General features: G+C 34.3%; 22 protein-coding genes. 15 read left to right on the top strand and 7 right to left on the bottom strand.

The annotated features are described in order from the left end of the window. The first annotated feature begins 60 nt into the window (after window positions 1-60). Window positions 61-222, top strand: a complete 162-nt coding sequence (locus PQF83_RS10790) for a YvrJ family protein (protein WP_000393331.1) — start codon at window positions 61-63, stop codon at window positions 220-222. A gap of 30 nt (window positions 223-252) precedes the next feature. Here PQF83_RS10790 and PQF83_RS10785 read toward each other — a convergent pair whose 3' ends face one another. Continuing rightward, window positions 253-1,029, bottom strand: coding sequence for a 3-hydroxybutyrate dehydrogenase (locus PQF83_RS10785; protein ID WP_000258438.1), 777 nt, complete (start codon window positions 1,027-1,029; stop codon window positions 253-255). A 195-nt stretch (window positions 1,030-1,224) separates the two neighbouring features. Between PQF83_RS10785 and PQF83_RS10780 the strand changes: the two genes are divergently transcribed. Genes PQF83_RS10780 through PQF83_RS10765 form a run of 4 tightly spaced genes read left to right on the top strand, consistent with a single transcriptional unit; the run spans window position 1,225 to window position 3,450 of the window. After that, window positions 1,225-1,557, top strand: a complete 333-nt coding sequence (locus PQF83_RS10780) for a PadR family transcriptional regulator (protein WP_000107963.1) — start codon at window positions 1,225-1,227, stop codon at window positions 1,555-1,557. After that, window positions 1,557-2,324 carry a DUF1129 domain-containing protein gene (locus PQF83_RS10775; protein WP_000950449.1) on the top strand — a complete coding sequence of 256 codons (768 nt, stop codon included), beginning with the start codon at window positions 1,557-1,559 and terminating at the stop codon, window positions 2,322-2,324. The genes PQF83_RS10780 and PQF83_RS10775 overlap by 1 nt, the downstream gene beginning before the upstream one ends. 13 nt (window positions 2,325-2,337) lie before the next feature. Beyond that, the gene (locus tag PQF83_RS10770) at window positions 2,338-3,099 is read left to right on the top strand and encodes a DUF1129 domain-containing protein (RefSeq protein ID WP_001167269.1); all 762 of its coding nucleotides are present in this window, start codon (window positions 2,338-2,340) and stop codon (window positions 3,097-3,099) included. 51 nt (window positions 3,100-3,150) lie between these two features. Then, a complete protein-coding gene (locus PQF83_RS10765; protein ID WP_001190640.1) occupies window positions 3,151-3,450 on the top strand; it encodes a hypothetical protein in 300 nt (99 codons plus the stop codon). 15 nt (window positions 3,451-3,465) lie between these two features. On the opposite strand, the gene PQF83_RS10760 is transcribed toward PQF83_RS10765, so the two are convergent. Then, a complete protein-coding gene (locus tag PQF83_RS10760; RefSeq protein WP_000371612.1) occupies window positions 3,466-4,083 on the bottom strand; it encodes an ImmA/IrrE family metallo-endopeptidase in 618 nt (205 codons plus the stop codon). 160 nt (window positions 4,084-4,243) lie between these two features. Here PQF83_RS10760 and PQF83_RS10755 point away from each other — a divergent pair, with 160 nt between their 5' ends. From PQF83_RS10755 to PQF83_RS10745, 3 genes are all read left to right on the top strand, one after another. Further along, the gene (locus tag PQF83_RS10755) at window positions 4,244-4,537 is read left to right on the top strand and encodes a DUF3928 family protein (RefSeq protein ID WP_000288327.1); all 294 of its coding nucleotides are present in this window, start codon (window positions 4,244-4,246) and stop codon (window positions 4,535-4,537) included. Window positions 4,538-4,644: 107 nt separating this feature from the next. Further along, window positions 4,645-5,094, top strand: coding sequence for an NUDIX hydrolase (locus PQF83_RS10750; RefSeq protein ID WP_000540524.1), 450 nt, complete (start codon window positions 4,645-4,647; stop codon window positions 5,092-5,094). 139 nt (window positions 5,095-5,233) lie between these two features. Further along, complete coding sequence (locus PQF83_RS10745; protein WP_000552083.1) at window positions 5,234-6,409, top strand: acetyl-CoA C-acetyltransferase; 1,176 nt, start codon at window positions 5,234-5,236, stop codon at window positions 6,407-6,409. Between the two features lie 29 nt (window positions 6,410-6,438). Here PQF83_RS10745 and PQF83_RS10740 read toward each other — a convergent pair whose 3' ends face one another. Both PQF83_RS10740 and PQF83_RS10735 read right to left on the bottom strand, forming a co-directional pair. After that, window positions 6,439-7,191, bottom strand: coding sequence for an AAA family ATPase (locus tag PQF83_RS10740; RefSeq protein ID WP_000567994.1), 753 nt, complete (start codon window positions 7,189-7,191; stop codon window positions 6,439-6,441). A 10-nt stretch (window positions 7,192-7,201) separates the two neighbouring features. Continuing rightward, complete coding sequence (locus PQF83_RS10735) at window positions 7,202-7,471, bottom strand: hypothetical protein (protein ID WP_000059970.1); 270 nt, start codon at window positions 7,469-7,471, stop codon at window positions 7,202-7,204. A gap of 148 nt (window positions 7,472-7,619) precedes the next feature. Between PQF83_RS10735 and PQF83_RS10730 the strand changes: the two genes are divergently transcribed. Both PQF83_RS10730 and PQF83_RS10725 read left to right on the top strand, forming a co-directional pair. Further along, window positions 7,620-8,348, top strand: coding sequence for a DUF4184 family protein (locus PQF83_RS10730; RefSeq protein ID WP_001116876.1), 729 nt, complete (start codon window positions 7,620-7,622; stop codon window positions 8,346-8,348). Between the two features lie 36 nt (window positions 8,349-8,384). Then, the gene (locus tag PQF83_RS10725; protein WP_000973892.1) at window positions 8,385-9,149 is read left to right on the top strand and encodes a hypothetical protein; all 765 of its coding nucleotides are present in this window, start codon (window positions 8,385-8,387) and stop codon (window positions 9,147-9,149) included. A 46-nt stretch (window positions 9,150-9,195) separates the two neighbouring features. Here PQF83_RS10725 and PQF83_RS10720 read toward each other — a convergent pair whose 3' ends face one another. Continuing rightward, window positions 9,196-9,627, bottom strand: a complete 432-nt coding sequence (locus PQF83_RS10720; protein ID WP_000758783.1) for a DUF3997 domain-containing protein — start codon at window positions 9,625-9,627, stop codon at window positions 9,196-9,198. A gap of 132 nt (window positions 9,628-9,759) precedes the next feature. Here PQF83_RS10720 and PQF83_RS10715 point away from each other — a divergent pair, with 132 nt between their 5' ends. The 3 genes from PQF83_RS10715 to PQF83_RS10705 all read left to right on the top strand — a co-directional run bounded on the left by PQF83_RS10715 (window position 9,760) and on the right by PQF83_RS10705 (window position 11,062). Next, a complete protein-coding gene (locus tag PQF83_RS10715) occupies window positions 9,760-10,215 on the top strand; it encodes an RDD family protein (RefSeq protein WP_000769088.1) in 456 nt (151 codons plus the stop codon). 174 nt (window positions 10,216-10,389) lie between these two features. Then, complete coding sequence (locus PQF83_RS10710) at window positions 10,390-10,488, top strand: hypothetical protein (protein ID WP_000145656.1); 99 nt, start codon at window positions 10,390-10,392, stop codon at window positions 10,486-10,488. Window positions 10,489-10,552: 64 nt separating this feature from the next. Continuing rightward, window positions 10,553-11,062, top strand: coding sequence for an SDR family NAD(P)-dependent oxidoreductase (locus PQF83_RS10705; RefSeq protein WP_000218426.1), 510 nt, complete (start codon window positions 10,553-10,555; stop codon window positions 11,060-11,062). A gap of 55 nt (window positions 11,063-11,117) precedes the next feature. Here the strand turns inward: PQF83_RS10705 and PQF83_RS10700 are convergent, their stop codons facing one another. Then, on the bottom strand, window positions 11,118-12,218 hold the full coding sequence (locus tag PQF83_RS10700; protein WP_000818923.1) for an ABC transporter ATP-binding protein: 1,101 nt from the start codon (window positions 12,216-12,218) through the stop codon (window positions 11,118-11,120). A 262-nt stretch (window positions 12,219-12,480) separates the two neighbouring features. Between PQF83_RS10700 and malL the strand changes: the two genes are divergently transcribed. Further along, window positions 12,481-14,157: an oligo-1,6-glucosidase gene (malL, locus tag PQF83_RS10695; RefSeq protein WP_000415194.1), complete on the top strand. Its 1,677-nt coding sequence runs from the start codon at window positions 12,481-12,483 to the stop codon at window positions 14,155-14,157. 40 nt (window positions 14,158-14,197) lie between these two features. On the opposite strand, the gene PQF83_RS10690 is transcribed toward malL, so the two are convergent. Beyond that, complete coding sequence (locus PQF83_RS10690; RefSeq protein WP_000910089.1) at window positions 14,198-15,958, bottom strand: alpha-glycosidase; 1,761 nt, start codon at window positions 15,956-15,958, stop codon at window positions 14,198-14,200. A gap of 324 nt (window positions 15,959-16,282) precedes the next feature. On the opposite strand from PQF83_RS10690, the gene PQF83_RS10685 reads away from it, so the two are divergent. Further along, window positions 16,283-17,542, top strand: coding sequence for an extracellular solute-binding protein (locus PQF83_RS10685; protein ID WP_000709918.1), 1,260 nt, complete (start codon window positions 16,283-16,285; stop codon window positions 17,540-17,542). Window positions 17,543-17,552 lie beyond the last annotated feature (10 nt).

Genomic DNA, 17,552 nt, shown 5'->3' with positions numbered 1-17,552 from the left:
TTTTTCTATGCCTAAATGTGTTCTTTTTTCTTATTTATATAATGAAAGGAGGAGAAAAAGATGGAAGAGTGGATCAAGATGATAGGTAATGTAGGGTTTCCAATTGTTGTAACATTATATTTACTTCATCGAATTGAAAGTAAATTAGATGGGGTAATTGTTGCAATAGAGAAGTTGCCACGGCAATTACTACAGTATGATGATCCTCGCGATAAAAAATAAAGTTTGCTCTTCGTGAGCAAACTTTATTTTTTATTGAGCAGTATAACCACCATCGATAACGACAGCTTGTCCAGTTATACCTTTAGCTTTTTCGCTCGCTAAAAACATCGCATAATCAGCAATCTCTTGTACTTGTAATAAGCGTTTTTGTGGGACAAGTGGATAAATGACATCCTCTAGAACATTTTCAAGTGGTACATTTCGTGTAGTGGCCAAGTCTTGTAATTGATTCCGTACGAGAGGGGTATCGACATAACCGGGACAAAGCGCATTAACAGTAATTCCGTGAGTAGCCCCTTCTAAAGCGGCAACTTTTGTTAATCCAATTACACCATGTTTTGCGCTATTATAAGCAGCTTTTCCAGCGAATCCAACGAGGCCATTAATGGAAGCTACATTAATAATTCGGCCATATTTTTGCTTTTTCATAATGGGAAAGGCATGCTTAACGGCGATAAAAGGAGCGATTTGCATAATTTTAATTAGTAGCTCGAATTTTTCGGTTGGAAAATCTTCAATTGGTGAAACGTGTTGCATGCCTGCATTATTAATTAATATGTCTAATGAACCGAAATGAGTAACAGTTTGAGAAATGGATGCTTCTATTTCTTCTTCGGATGTAACATCACATTTTAAGCCGATAGCTTGAAAGCCCTCTTTTTGTAGTTGTTCAGCAGCTTCTTTTGCACGTTCTTCAAGACGATCGGTAATAACAACTTTTGCCCCTTCTTTTGCAAAAGCGTTTCCCATTTCATATCCAATACCACTTGCAGCACCTGTTAAAAAAACAACTCGATTTGTAACCATGATGAAAAACATCCCTTCGTAATAAAGTTCTCATATTGCTCTATTTAGAGAGTGGATAAGAAAAATCCTGCAAAGATTTGGAAAAATATTGTTAGCTATCTTGTTTTGCAAAATAGTCTCTGCTATACTATTTTGTAAAGCAAGATACTTACGCTTATCTATCTTGTAAAACAAGATAGTAGGAGGATTTGAATTATGTCGACAAGTCAAATGCTGAAAGGGATTTTAGAAGGATGCTTACTTGCTATTATTTCTGAAGGTGAAATATACGGTTATGAAATGAGTGAGAAGCTAGCAAAGTATGGCTTTACAATGGCGAGTGAGGGAAGTATTTATCCGTTATTAATACGAATGCAAAAAGAAGGATTCATAAAAAGTGTAATGAAGGAATCCCCATCTGGTCCAAAACGGAAGTATTACACGTTAACAGAAGATGGCGAAGATGCACTGGATGAATTTATGGATCGCTGGGAAGCGATGCAAAGTAGTGTGGAACGTCTACTTGAAGGGAAGGGGAGAAGAAAATAATGCTATCAAATGAAGCACGAAAGTTTTTATTAGATATGAGGTTGTTTTTGACTGCAAAGAGTGTGAAAGAAAGCGATATTGAAAGCTTTATTGAAGACGCAGAACTTCATTTAATAGAAGGTGAGAGTAATGGAAAAAGCGTAGAAGAAATTTTCGGAAGCTCACCGAAAGAATACGCAAATGAACTTGTAAAAGTGATGGAAAGAGATAGACAGGAAACGTGGAAGCAAATTGGTTTTACAGTAATGAATATCGTATCGTTTTGGATTATTGCTTCTGTTCTAATAGTAAATAACGGACTATTACAGATGTCACTTATTCAGTGCGTTGGATATAGTTTGTCATTAATTTTAGTTGTGATAGGTCCTAATTTTCTACTTCGCAAAATGACTTTCGTAACAAGTTTTACAAAAACATGGTTTGCTATGTGGTCGTTAGTCATAATCGCACCAATGTTTCTAATAGGGGCTGTAACGATATTAGATGTGATTTATCCTACAAAAATGTTTATATTCACCCAAATGCAAAGTTATATATTAGCTGGTAGTATTTTCATCATTACAGTAGCAATAAATATATATTTTAATGGATGGTTTAAAAACTTATATTTAATCATCCCGCTTTCTATTATGTTAGTGTTTAAAACATTTACATCAGAAGACCTTGTTCCAATGTTATTTCAAATTATATGTTTATACGGAAGTTTGTTTATTTTAATTTTCCTTGAAATTATGATGAAGACGAATAGAAGAGAAGCGATTAAATAAGGGAGGGATTATCATGCAGATTTCTAAAGAAGGAGAAAAATTTTTAATTGATACGAAAGTGTATTTAATAACGAAAGGAATGAAAGAAGAAGATGTTGACGCTTTTTTAGAAGATGCAGAACTTCATTTAATAGAAGGTGAGAAAGAAGGGAAAACGGTAATTGATATATTTGGTGATTCGCCAAAAGAGTATGCGGAAGAATTAGCGAAAGAGATGGAGAAAGATAAAGGCGGGAGTATAAAGAGTATTTTAGGAATGATAATTGGTATTGGCGGGTATTGGTTACTTACAAATATTTTATTTGAAAGCCCAAATCATGAATTTACATTAACGAATGTACAATTAATTGGATACCCAATTGTTTTAATGATTACGATTGTAGGAATTATATTTGCTTTTAAAATGTCATCATTTAAGAGTAAAATAAAAGAATTTAGCATTATTTATGTAGCAGCATTGCTACCGATTTTATTACTAGTATTATTAATGTTTATGAATAAATGGTATGGGACACCTGTATTACAATTAACGACTATACAAAGTTATATACTAGCTGGAGTTATCTTGCTAGTACTGTTAATTGGAGAAGCATACATACTTGGCTGGATTGGGATATTAACTGTTATTGTCCCGCTATTCATTATGTTTGTATTTAAAGAATTAGGGAAGAACAACCCATATTGGGGAATGTTAGAGCCGTTACTTCTGTACGGAAGTTTATATGTATTAATGAGATGGTCTTTGAAAATTGAGGAGAAAAAAACTGTAAGCTAGCTTTATATTAATAGCGAACGAACTGAATTTTTTATTAAGAGGAGAACAAATATGCAAAGTATATTTCTAGGTATATTGTCTATTACATTTTTAGGTTTAACGATTTTTGGGCTATATACTACCTTTTCTAAAAAGGTACACGATGACTATTTCGATACTTTATTAGATGACACATCAGGTTATGTTTTGTTCTTCAGTTTAATAGGAAAGTGGCTGCTCTGGATATGCAAAAAAATATTTCCAAAGAAATATTATATAGAGATTTTTAGAGTAATTGTATTTATGTTTAGTTGTATATTTGCATCCGTTGCAGCCGGAATGTGGTTTATTGATTGGAATCTATTGTTTTAAACAGTAACAAAATCGTTACTGTTTTTTTCTTTGCAATAAAGAGCTTTGTAAAGAGAGAGCTTTTTGTTCGTTCGTTAATAGAGACTGAATATGGACATTTTCAGGGCGAGGGACGATCGGATACATAAGATTTGTTGGAGAAGGATGGTGCTCCGAGCCAGTTGGGGAATGAGGATCTGCGTGAGTAAGTTTTCCGTGAACACGTCTTGTAAATAAAATATGACCAATTTCATGAGCGAGCGTATATATATTTTTCATAGGAGCAGCCGAGTTTGTTAAAACGATATACCCTGTAAGTTGCTGTTGTTTTGCTAAAGAGTAGGCACAGGCAATTACTGCTGTTTCTTTGAAATAATCACTGCCAATATAACAAATGTAAAGGTCGCATTCAGGAGCTTCATTTACACAAGTTTGAAAAAAGGATGCTAATTTTTCCTGACTTTGAATAGAATCTTTATAACTAATTTCACGGTCAGAAAAACGAAAAAGTTCATTTAAAACAATTACTTCTTGAATTTGAAATGTAATCGGGTGCCAAATTGATTCTGCAACTGCTAAATCTTTTGCAATACGGTCATCAGAAATATCGGCGCCTGGCGTAATGCAAATACATATATTGACGTATGGATCCATAAGGAACACCTCAACTGAAAAAATTCTTTCTATAATATATGTTGGGAAAAGATCCTATGTATGGATAAACGCCTTGTTTATTACAAGTCGAAAAAATTTCATAGTTCTATAACATGGTTTGGCTGTCTTTTTGATATAGTAAAGGAAAGGGGGAGAATATATGTATACATTAAAAATCGTTTCAGACAGAGAAGCACTGTATCAATTTGCAAGTTATGTAAGAGTTGTACAAGGGGTGGAAGATGTATATGTAGAGGTGGGAGAACCTTTATATGAACATCCTTTAATGAAATTTTATGTACATATTAAGCTTGAGGAAACATATGAGCAACATAAAGCGTTACAAGAAATAGCAAGATTAGTAGAATTAGGGCGTTTTACATATGTCCATTATCGTAATGATGAAATAGAAGAAGCTTTTGAAGCTGTAAAATATGAAAGTTTTAAGAAATAAAGGTGAAAAAAGGGAGCGAAAGCTTCCTTTTTTCTTTAAAATTACATCAACAAAAGGAGAAAAATTTTGTTATGATAAGGGAGGGTGAGGAAAGGAGAGTTTACATATTGGGGTATATTGAAGAGTTACGCAAAGTCGTTGGTACAAGGCCGCTTATTCTAGTAGGATCAGCAATTATTATCTTAAATGATAATCAAGAAGTATTGCTTCAATATCGTTCAGATACATATGATTGGGGTGTACCTGGCGGGGCGATGGAGCTAGGAGAAACTACAGAAGAAACTGCTCGTAGAGAACTATTTGAAGAGACGGGACTAAATGCGAAAATTATGCAATTTATCGGGGTTCTTTCGGGAAAAGAAGTGTACTTCCAATATCCAAATGGAGATGAAATTTTTAATGTCATTCATCTGTATCAGGGGCATCATGTGAGCGGGGAATTAAGGCTTGACCATGAAGGATTACAGCTTCAATATTTTCCTGTAGATAAGTTACCGAATTTGAATAAAACAACTGAGAAAATTTTACAAAAATTTCTATACGCATTAACAGAATAGAAGGTTAATTCCTTCTATTTTTATTATATTAAATATTTTGATTTTTTAGTATGTTTATAGTATGATAAGTGTAGACATACATCTTATGGAATTTCACCTAAAAACTGACTAGGGTACATAAGAGAGGGGCAAGTGCAAAATGCATAATGTTGTTATTACAGCTGCAGTTCGTTCGCCAATTGGAACTTTTGGGGGAGCGCTAAAAAATGTAACGCCAGTAGAATTAGCTGTTCCTGTACTTCAGGAAGCTGTAAAACGAGGCGGGGTAGAACCACACGAAGTTGATGAAGTGATTTTAGGTCATTGTATTCAAAGAACTGATGAAGCAAATACGGCAAGAACGGCTGCATTAGCGGCAGGATTTCCTGACACAGTTACAGGTTATACAATCCAACGCCAATGTTCTTCAGGTATGCAAGCAATTATGTCGGCTGCAATGCAAATTCAATTAGGTGTAAGTGAAGTTGTCGTTGCAGGTGGAGTAGAAGCAATGAGTTCAAGCCCTTATGCATTAAAACAACACCGCTGGGGACAACGCCTACAACACGGAGAAATTCGTGATACGGTGTGGGAAGTATTAGAAGATCCAATTCATCATATTATGATGGGGGAAACAGCGGAAAATTTAGTTGAACAATATGAAATTACAAGAGAGGAACAAGATGAAGTTGCGCTTCGTAGTCATACATTGGCATTGAAGGCAATCGAGTCTGGATACTTTGACGATCAAATTGTTCCTATTACAATAAAAGAACGTAGAAAAGAAGTAGTATTTTCAAAGGATGAACATCCACGTGCTGACATTACAGCAGAAAAATTAGCAGGATTAAAACCAGCTTTCCGTAAAGACGGATCTGTAACGGCAGGGAATGCATCTGGCCTGAATGACGGAAGTGCGGTTCTAGTATTAATGAGCGAAGAAAAAGCGAAAGAAAAAGGCTTACAACCGTTAGCTAGAATTGTTGGATATTCAGTAGCTGGAGTAGATCCTAAAATTATGGGTATTGGACCAGCACCAGCAATTCGTAAAGGGTTAGAAAAAGTAGATTGGTCATTAGAAGATGCAGATTTACTGGAAATTAATGAAGCTTTCGCTGCACAATACTTAGCTGTAGAGAAAGAATTAGGTTTAGATCGTGAAAAAGTGAATGTAAACGGTAGTGGTGTAGGACTTGGACATCCAATCGGTTGTACAGGAGCTCGTATTACTGTAAGTTTAATTCATGAATTAAAAAGACGCGGGTTAGAAAAAGGAATTGCCTCTCTATGCGTCGGCGGCGGTATTGGAGTAGCATTATTTATAGAAGCACTATAAAAAAGAAGCAGCAATCGCTGCTTCTTTTTTTATGATTCAAATAAATGATGAAATAATCGATCACGATTTTCAAAGAAAAGTTTCGTCGTTTGGTAATGCTCAGTTTCTTCTAATGTGGATTCATGAATCCCTTCTTGTGTTAAAGAATATATAGTGGATTCAGGATAAGCCATTAAAATAGGAGAATGCGTTGCGATAACAAATTGTGAACCTTGTTCCGCTAGTTCATGCATTCGAATGAGCATAGAAAGTTGTCTCATTGGTGATAGAGCGGCCTCGGGCTCATCTAAAATGTATAAGCCTTGTCCTGAAAAACGATTCATAAATAAGGAGAAAAATGACTCACCGTGTGATTGGGCGTGTAGTGAAGTACCACCATATGAGTCAATAATTGGATTTCCACGTGCTTCTGAATCGGCATCCATTTCATCAATATAAGAAGCAACATTATAAAACGATTCAGCACGAAGAAAGAAACCATCGTTTGGTGTATTGAAACTTTTGGAAATTCGAAGATGTTCATGTAAAGATGAATGTGAATCGTTTGTACTAAAACGGAAGTTTTTCGTTCCACCTTCTGCATTAAATCCTAAAGCAATTGCAATCGCTTCGAGTAATGTTGACTTCCCCGTTCCGTTTTCTCCAATAATGAATGTTACATTTGGATGGAAAGCTAGTGATTGTAATGTTCGAATAGCGGGTAAACAGTAAGGATATGCGGAGAAACTAGGGATATTTTCTTTTTTTAATGTGACATTTTGTAAAAAGGGTACGTCAATCAATATAGAAACCTCAATTCATAACGGATTTTGATTCTAAAAAAGCAGCAAATACAAGGGTAAGACAACTTGCAAATAGTATTGTATATTGAAGTGCGCCAAAGCCAAGACCTTCCCAGCCGAAAGTCATTCTCTTCCATATGAAAATAAAAAGAATGCTTATAAAACCAACGAGAGCAGGTATATATTTTATAATTTTGTAGTGCTTCCATAGATAGAAGCCAATGTATGTACTTAAAAACAAGGTAAACAGAACAAGAAAAAAGACAAGTGTTAATGACACGTGAATCCCTCCTTATTTTCTGAATATTTTATGTGGATTATATCATTTAAACTATCATATTCCAATGTGAAAATAAATATTGCATGGAGATTATTCATGTCGTTATGATAGTATGTAATCTATTGTAATTATAAAAAGGAGTTAAAACATGCCGTTTACATTTGCACATCCAGCAGCAGTTCTTCCTTTTGCAAAAAAGTATTCTCAACATATTTCAGTAACGGCTCTTATATTAGGTAGTATGGCGCCTGACTTTGAATATTTCCTACACTTTAGACCGTATGGTGTAATTGGGCATACGTGGCTTGGATTCTTATATTTTAATTTACCACTCGTATTTTTATTAGCATACATATATCACTACATTTTAAAAAAGCCGTTTATAACACATTTACCTAAACCATTTGCTGGCTACTATACATATGCAGTAGATGAGAGGTGGGGGCTTTACACAAGGAAAGATTTCTTTGTATTTTGTTATTCAGCATTATTCGGTATGTTAACGCATGTTGTTTGGGATGCATTCACTCATAAGACAGGCTATTTTGTTATGAAAATACCATTATTGCAAAGAGAATGGTACGGTATCTCTGTTTATAAATATATGCAACATGGAAGTACATGTATTGGTTTTCTGTTATTAGTATACGTTTTATGGAAGTGTAGAAATGCAATGGGTAAAGACCTTATTTTAGCTTCGGAAAAAATAAAATATTGGATTTCGGTAATTGTTGTGGCAACTATTATATTTATCGTGCACGCGTTCGTAGATCCCTATTTTCATATTTTCCAAATAGGGGGTATAATAGTATCTGGACTGACAAGTTCGTTTTGTGGACTTCTCATTGTTTCTATAGTTTACAAAGCAAAGGACTAATTAATATTAATGAATGATAGTGTTAGGAGAAATTATATGATGAAAGCATGGAAAAGTATTTTTGTTTTATGTAGTTTTCTTCTTATGTTAAGTGGTTGCTTCCATCAAGAAGAAAAGAAAGCTGAACCGAAGAAGAAAGAATCTATTCCTGAAACAAAAGAATATGGTGGGCGTGAGCTGAAAAAAGTAGGACAAAAAGTGAAAGAAACAGGATGGGGTACTTTTAAATTAGAACAAATTCATTCTGTGAATCAAACATTTGAAGTAGCACCAATGAAAATTCACGTACAAGATGTGAAAGTAATCTCTTTATCGCAGATGAGTAAAGATGCAAAAAATACATTAAAAGTATATACGGCATTAACTCCTGAAGAAGTAAAGCGTAGATTAGGAGATAAAGTCAGTCAAGAAGATGCGGAGTTATATGCATCGCTAAGTGGTACAGAGATTAGTGATACGATTCGTTACGTTGAAATTACATATAAGGTGGAAAATAGCGGGAATAAAAATATACAATTTTTCTCTATGAATGATGTTGCGATTAATGATAAACAACATTTTAAAGTAGCAACGCAAAACTTTTTATATGATGAAGATACGCTCGTTGGTACAAAAAATGTATCAAGGGAAGACTATAAGCCAGGTGAAACAAGAGATGGTATTATCGGCCTAATACTTGATGATGGAAAAGAAAAGGTAAAGGATATTAAATTTACAACAGATAATGTAATCGCAGCAAATACAGAAACGCAAGATGTTGTAAAAGAGCCACAAACTTTTAATATCTCACTTTCTGAGTAAGTTGTTTTTAAATATATGCAAGAAAAAACAGTCAGCGCTCAAACTATTATGCTGACTGTTTTTTCTGTTCTTCTATGTATGAATCTACACTTTGAAAAGGTACCTTAATTTTAAACGCATCTTTTTGTTCATGAAATTGTTTTTCATTATAGGGGCCAAAACGTTTATTATGCTTTACGTCAATAATCCAATAATGCTCGCTTTTTTTATTTGCAATTGCTGCGTCAGGATTATTAGGATCTGACTTTTCCTCAGTTTGTTTTGCAATAATGTATTTATCATCCCAGGCTATGTCTGTAATTTTTGCAGGAATGTATTGTGTGGCATATACAGCATCTTGCGTGGGGAAAAGTTCAAATGCATTTCCAGAAGTACGTATGAGTTCGTATTCATCGTTAATCGTATATGTTATATGATTTGTATTTCCAGCACAACCGGCTAATAGGAATGCGACGAATAGGATTATCCATTTTTTCAATATGGGAACCTCCTTTACAATGCTGTTGTAACACATTGTACAAGAAAAGTAAGAGAAACGCTAGTTTACAATGTTTTTTAGAAGTGGTACGATGAGACGGGTAAAGAAGGATATGAAGGAGTCGACATAAAAATGAAGTTAAAGATGCATCGTCCAGCGCTTGTAATGAACCGCATAGGTGCTTCCCTAATTGACATGTTTTTAATCTCGGTTATGTATGGTGCAGTAGTAGCTGTTATGACTGGAAATTATAGTGCTATTTTTAATCGCTTTAATATTAGTTTTGGCGATTATAGATATGATCTTGCAGTAGTTTTTATATTAATGGCGATATATTTTATTTTGCTACCCTTTATTTGGAACGGTGTAACACTTGGTAAAAAGGTAACGAGAATAAAATTAATTTCATTGAAGAGTGAAAAGTTAACATTACAAACATTAACGATTCGTTTTTTTGTATTGTTATTACCGAACATATTACTGCTTGGAATTCCGATATTATGTAACGTATATATGATGTTATTCCGCAAAGATAATTGTGGTTTTCAGGATTTAATTACAAAAACGAAAGTGATAAGTCTTGTATAACAAAAAGAGACCTTTGTATATACAAAGGTCTCTTTTTGTTATACAAATATATTTTAATGGATATATAATAGGGAAAAAGTTAATCTATATCATTTTCGGATTTAATAGATTGAAAATTAAGAAAATGTTATAATGATTAAAATAATATGTTTATATAATAAGGGGGAAATTGAAATGACTGGAGGTAGCGTAATCTTTTGGGGGATTTTAATTTTCATCGGTTTAGTTTTCGATCAGCGTAATAGTAAGAAAAAAGAAGGAATAAAAAAGTAACCGTTTACAAATGAATAAGCAACTTTTCTTGCTTGCAGACTAATCTCATAAAGGAGTATACTGAATGACGGTAAGACTTATAGAAGGGGTAATGAAAATGAAGCTTGCAGGAAAAGTTGCTATCGTAACTGGCGGTGGCATCGGTATTGGACGTAATACAGCTCTTTTGTTGGCTAAACAAGGCGCAAAAGTAATTGTGACGGACATTGATCAAGAAAGTGGACAAGCAACAGTGGAGGAAATTACGAATCTAGGCGGAGAAGCACTTTTTGTATCCTATAATATGGAAAAACAAGGAGATTGGCAACGCGTAATCAGCATTACTTTGAATGCATTCAGTCGCATTGATATGCTTTTTCAAAATGCTGGTTTATATAAAATAGATTCTATATTTTCACGCCAACAAGAGAACGATTCCAATGTACTTTGTATTAATGACGTATGGATAGAGATAAAACAATTAACGTCATCTTTTATGAAACAGCAAGAAGAAGTGGTGCTAAGTGACTTACCGATTTTCGGTATTATTAGCACGAAAGGACAATCATTTCATACAGTAGAAGCCCTCGTATAATAGTGAAAACCGCCCTCAATATATGTGGACGGTTTTTTTGTATGAAAATTATTTTTTAACGAATGCGTTGTTCGTTTTGACTATCAAAGAAATGCGCTTTATTCATATCAAATGCTAGTTTAATTTGGTCACCAGGTGAAAATGTATGTCTTGCATCAACACGTGCTGCAAAATCTTGATTTCCAAGTTTCATATATAAAATAGATTCAGCACCTAATAACTCAGCAACTTCAATTTTTGTTGTGAAGGCAGTAGATTGTGAAGCTTCTAAAAATAATAGTTCATCATGAATGTCCTCAGGACGAATACCTAAAACAATGTCTTTATTTACATAGCCTTGTTCACGTAATATCTTCATTTTTCCTTCAGTTACTTTAATTTTTGCAGCATTGTCTATAACGAAATCGGTTTCAGTTAATTTACCACGGAAGAAATTCATCGCTGGAGAGCCGATAAATCCACCAACAAAAATGTTTTCAGGTGTTTCATATACTTCTTTTGGAGTACCGATTTGTTGAATTTTTCCGTCTTTCATAACAACAAGACGAGAAGCCATTGTCATCGCTTCAGTTTGATCATGCGTTACATAAATTGTTGTCGTACCAAGGCGGTGGTGTAACTTAGAAATTTCTGAGCGCATTGCAACACGTAATTTAGCGTCTAAGTTAGATAATGGCTCATCCATTAAGAACACTTTCGCGTCTCGAACGATTGCTCTCCCTAACGCAACACGTTGACGTTGTCCACCAGATAATGCTTTCGGTTTTCTATCTAAATATTGTTCCAGTCCTAAAATTTTTGCTGCATCTTTTACACGACGATCAATTTCATCTTTTGGTATTTTTCTAAGTTTTAATCCAAATGCCATATTATCATATACACTCATATGTGGATATAGGGCATAGTTTTGGAAGACCATTGCGATATCGCGATCTTTTGGAGGGACATCATTCATTAGCTTACCATCAATTGAAAACTCTCCTTTTGAAATATCTTCTAGTCCAGCAACCATTCGTAATGTTGTAGATTTTCCGCATCCAGAAGGACCGACAAATACGATAAATTCTTTATCTTGAATGTGTAAATTGAAGTCTGTTACAGCTGTTACATTATTATCATATATTTTATAAATGTTTTCTAATTTCAGTTCTGCCATGGTATTTCCCCCTAGAAATAATTATGCAAACGTTTTCTTTGAGTTCATTATAAACGAATAGATTCAAAAAATAAACAAAAAAATAAAACGTTTTCATGAATTGGAATAATATTAGTAAATTTCGTATGTTTTCTTAGAAAAATAAGAATAAAAGTTGTAAGCGCTATTTTAAATTAAGATAGAATCTGTTATCATTCATTAATGAAAACGTTTGCACCTTGAAAAAGAGAAAATCGAATTATGAATGAAATGGGGTAGCATAATGGAAAAACAGTGGTGGAAAGAAAGCGTAGTATATCAAATTTATCCTCGTAGCTTTATGGATAGCAACGGTGATGGCATCGGGGATCTTCGCGGTATTATTTCAAAGTTAGATTACTTAAAAGAATTAGGGATTGATGTAATTTGGTTATCACCAGTCTATGAATCTCCAAATGATGATAATGGTTATGATATAAGTGATTATTGTAAAATTATGAATGAGTTCGGAACAATGGAAGATTGGGATGAGCTATTACATGAAATGCATGAACGTAATATGAAACTTATGATGGACTTAGTTGTTAATCATACTTCTGATGAACATAATTGGTTTATTGAATCACGTAAATCAAAAGATAATAAATATAGAGATTACTATATATGGCGCCCTGGAAAAGAAGGAAAAGAGCCGAATAACTGGGGAGCAGCGTTTAGCGGATCTGCATGGCAGTATGATGAAATGACAGATGAATATTATTTACATCTGTTTTCTAAAAAACAGCCAGATTTAAATTGGGATAATGAAAAGGTAAGACAAGATGTTTATGAAATGATGAAGTTTTGGTTAGAAAAAGGAATTGATGGCTTCCGTATGGATGTTATTAATTTTATTTCTAAAGAAGAGGGATTACCAGCTGTTGAAACAGAAGAAGAGGGGTATGTTTCAGGTCATAAGTATTTTATGAACGGTCCAAACATTCATAAATATTTACATGAAATGAATGAAGAAGTATTGTCTCATTATGATATTATGACGGTTGGTGAAATGCCTGGTGTAACGACAGAAGAAGCGAAATTGTATACCGGGGAGGAGCGAAAAGAACTGCAGATGGTATTCCAATTTGAACATATGGATTTAGACTCAGGAGAAGGCGGAAAATGGGATGTAAAACCATGTTCACTTCTTACTTTAAAAGAGAATTTAACGAAGTGGCAAAAAGCATTAGAACATACAGGCTGGAATAGTCTGTATTGGAATAACCATGATCAGCCTCGTGTTGTATCTCGTTTTGGTAATGATGGAATGTATCGCATTGAATCTGCGAAAATGTTAGCGACGGTGCTTCATATGATGAAAGGAACACCTTATATTTATCAAGGCGAAGAAATCGGAATGACAAATGTTCGATTTGAATCGATTGATGAATATCGAGATATTGAAACATTAAATATGTATAAGGAAAAAGTGATAGAGCGCGGTGAAAATATAGATAAAGTGATGCAGTCTATTTATATAAAAGGCAGAGATAATGCTAGAACACCGATGCAGTGGGATGATAAAGATCATGCTGGATTCACAACAGGTGAGCCCTGGATTACGGTAAACCCTAACTATAAAGAAATCAATGTGAAACAAGCGATCCAAAATAAAGATTCAATTTTTTATTATTATAAAAAATTAATTGAGTTACGCAAAAATAACGAAATAGTTGTGTATGGATCATATGATTTAATATTGGAGAATAATCCATCTATTTTTGCATATGTAAGAACGTATGGAGAAGAAAAACTTCTTGTTATTGCAAACTTTACTGCGGAAGAATGTGTATTTGAATTGCCTGAGGACATTAGTTATAGTGAAGCAGAGTTATTTATACACAATTACGACGTAGAGAATGGACCGATAGATAACATGACATTACGTCCGTATGAAGCAATCGTGTTCAAATTGAAATAAGAAAAATCCTTATACCACTTTGGTATAAGGATTTTTTTGGTTACCATTTTAATATGGAGAATCCATATGGAGGAAGTGTAACTTGTAATACACTTGCTTCCGCTGAAAATTCTTCGTTTGTATAAATATTAATGATTTTCTTTCCAGTAACATGGAGAGGCAGTGAAGCTGTAATATCACTATTAGTCGGATTTAAAACGAAAAAGATAGTTTCATCTTCATATGTTTTTGTATAAGAAATATAATTATGTTCATCATTTGCTTCAATGAATTGGAAAGTACCATGTCCTCCAAATGCTTTATATTGCTTTCGTAACGAAATTAATGTTTGTACATGTGTAAATAATAGATGATCTTGTTCTTTCGTATCCCAAACCATACATTTGCGGCAATCGGGGTCCATACCGCCATCCATACCAATTTCGTCTCCATAATAAATACAAGGAGAGCCGATGAAAGAAAGGTGGAATACATAAAGTAACTTTAACTTATTTTTATCTCCGTTACATGTTGTCAATATTCTTGGTGTATCATGGCTGTCTAATAAATGAAATGCTGCTTCATTTACATTCATAGAGTAGGAATGTAGAGATTCTATAATTTGTTTCATAAATTCATTTGCCTTAATGGAATTGTTAGCAAAGTAAGACAGTAGAGCGTTTGTAACAGGGTAGCTCATTACAGCATCAAATTGATCTCCTTGTAGCCAAGGAAGTGCATCGTGCCAAATTTCTCCTAAAATATATACTTCAGAATTTAATGCTTTTATCTCACTTCGGAACTCTCTCCAAAATTTATGGTCGACTTCATTTGCTACATCAAGGCGCCAACCGTCTATATTGAATTCTTTTACCCAATAACGCCCTACTTCAAGTAAGTATTCTTTTACATCCGGGTGTGCAGTGTTTAATTTCGGCATATACGGTGTAAACGCGAAAGTATCATAATTCGGAAGTGGCTCAGTTCTAATTGGGAACTCATGAATATGAAACCATTCTTTATATGCTGACTGTTCACCATTTTCTAGTATGTCTTGAAATTTATCGAAAAAGTATCCACTGTGATTGAATACGGCATCGAGCATTACTTTTATACCGTGTGTATGACATGCCTCAACGAGTTCTTTGAATGTTTCTTTTGTGCCAAATTGCGGATCGATTTCCATGTAGTCAATTGTGTCATATTTATGGTTTGAATGTGCTTTGAAAATAGGTGTGAAATATATTCCCGAAATTCCAAGCTTAACAAGGTAATCAAGGTTTTGCATAATACCAGCAAAATCTCCGCCGAAAAAATTAGTTGGAGTTGGTTCAGCGCTGCCCCAAGGAAGGGTGTTTTCTGGATTCAACGTATGATCTCCATTAGCGAACCGTTCTGGGAAAATTTGATACCAAACAGTATCTTTAATCCAGGAAGGTGCTTTGAATACATCATTTGCATGAATAAATGGAAAACAGAAAAAGTTACCAACGTCATCATTTGGAATGCTAGAAAAAAATCCGCGTTCTGCATAAATAAGCGTTTCTGTCTCTGCTTTTAATTCAAATCCATAACGTAAGCGCTTAAATTTTGGCTCGATGGAAATGGACCAATAATCAAATAATGCAGTAGAACCAGTTTTTTTCATCGGTGCACTTGAAGAAATCCACTTCCCGTCTGTCCATTCATAAGGATCACCATAAATAAGATTGGTGCTTTGAACATCGTCTCTTTTCGTACGTATTCGGATATGAATCGTTTTTTCATCGTAAGCGTATGCGTAATTATCTTTTGGCCTATGATAGATGGCGTCTTTAAGCATATAAAAAATCCCCCTTTACTATCTCTATGCATATTGTTCCCTTAAGTATAATAATAAAGCATATGTTGCAAACGATTGCTTTTTGCATAGCTTTAATATTGCTTATAAGAGTAGTATTCATTTCATATAAAGTCAATCTATAAAGAGTGTAGTAATAATATTTTAAAAATTAATATTTGCAAAATGAATAAAAGAATGTATAATGATAGACAAATAGCGCAAACGTTTTCATAGATCGAGATATCGTTTGCGCTTCTATTAAACTATTTAATGCAAACGTTTTCAATTAGTAAGGTACATATACAATTCAGGGAGGTTTTTGGGATGAAGAAAGCATTATCATTATTAACGGTTTCAGCATTATCAATTGGTATGTTATCTGCATGTGGACCGAAAGATTCAGGGAAAAAAGAAGAAAGTAAAGCAAAGAAAGATTACGATCTACTCGTTTGGGAAGATGATAAAAAAGGTGTTGGTTTAGAACCAGCAGTGAAAAGCTTTGAGGAAAAATATAAAGTAAAAGTAAAAGTTGTTGAAATGCAAATGACAGATCAAGTGAAGAAGTTACGCCTTGATGGACCAGCGGGGACGGGACCAGATGTTGTAACATTGCCACATGATCAAATCGGAAATGCAGTAACAGAAGGTTTACTTTCTGAAGTGAAAGCTGATGATGCTGTAAAGAGTAAATTTACTGATTCATCAATAGAAGCACAGACATATAACGGAAAATTATATGGTTTACCAAAAGCAATTGAGACACCAGTCTTTATTTACAATAAAAAACTAATGCCAAAAGCGCCAGAAACGATGGACGAGCTGTTTAACTTCTCAAAAGAATTTACGAAAGATGGCAAGTACGGATTTTTAGCATTAGGAGATAACTTCTACTTTGCTAATGCATTCATGGCAGGTATGGGTGGTTATGTGTTTGGTGAAAAAGATGGAAAGCCAAATGCAAGTGATGTTGGATTAAATAATAGCGGAGCAGTACAAGGTGCTGAGTATCTTCAAAAATGGTACAAAGAAAAGTTATTCCCGAAAGGTATTATCGGTGAATCTGGTGGACCTGCTGCTGATGGGCTATTTAATGAAGGAAAAGCAGCATCTATCATGAACGGCCCTTGGGCGTTCCAAGCAATGGAAAAGAACGGAATTGATTATGGCGTTGCTCCAATGCCGAAATTACCAAATGGTCAACCAATGAAAACGTTTGTTGGGGTTAAAGGATGGCATGTAACAAGTTTCTCTAAACAAAATGATTTAGCTACAAAGTTCACTGAATGGGTAACGAATGAAGAAAACGCAAAAATTCGATTTGAGAAGACGAAAGAAATTCCTCCAGTAAAAGCAGTAATGGAAGATCCAATTATTAAAGATAACGAAGCTGCAAAAGCAGTTGCAACACAATCTGAAAATGGAATTCCAATGCCAAACATTCCAGAAATGCAAGAAGTATGGAAACCAGCTGGAGATGCGCTTCAATTAGTTGTTACGGATAAAGAGGCACCAAAAGCAGCACTTGATAATGCAGTGAAGCAAATTAAAGGTAATATTGAGGCAAATCATAGTAAGAAAAAATAAGGTGAAATTC

This window comes from Bacillus sp. FF-1 (assembly GCF_028548245.1).
GTDB classification, from domain to species: Bacteria; Bacillota; Bacilli; order Bacillales; family Bacillaceae_G; genus Bacillus_A; species Bacillus_A paranthracis.
Note: the sequence above shows the minus strand (reverse complement) of the source record. Positions and strands in the feature narration are given on the sequence as shown.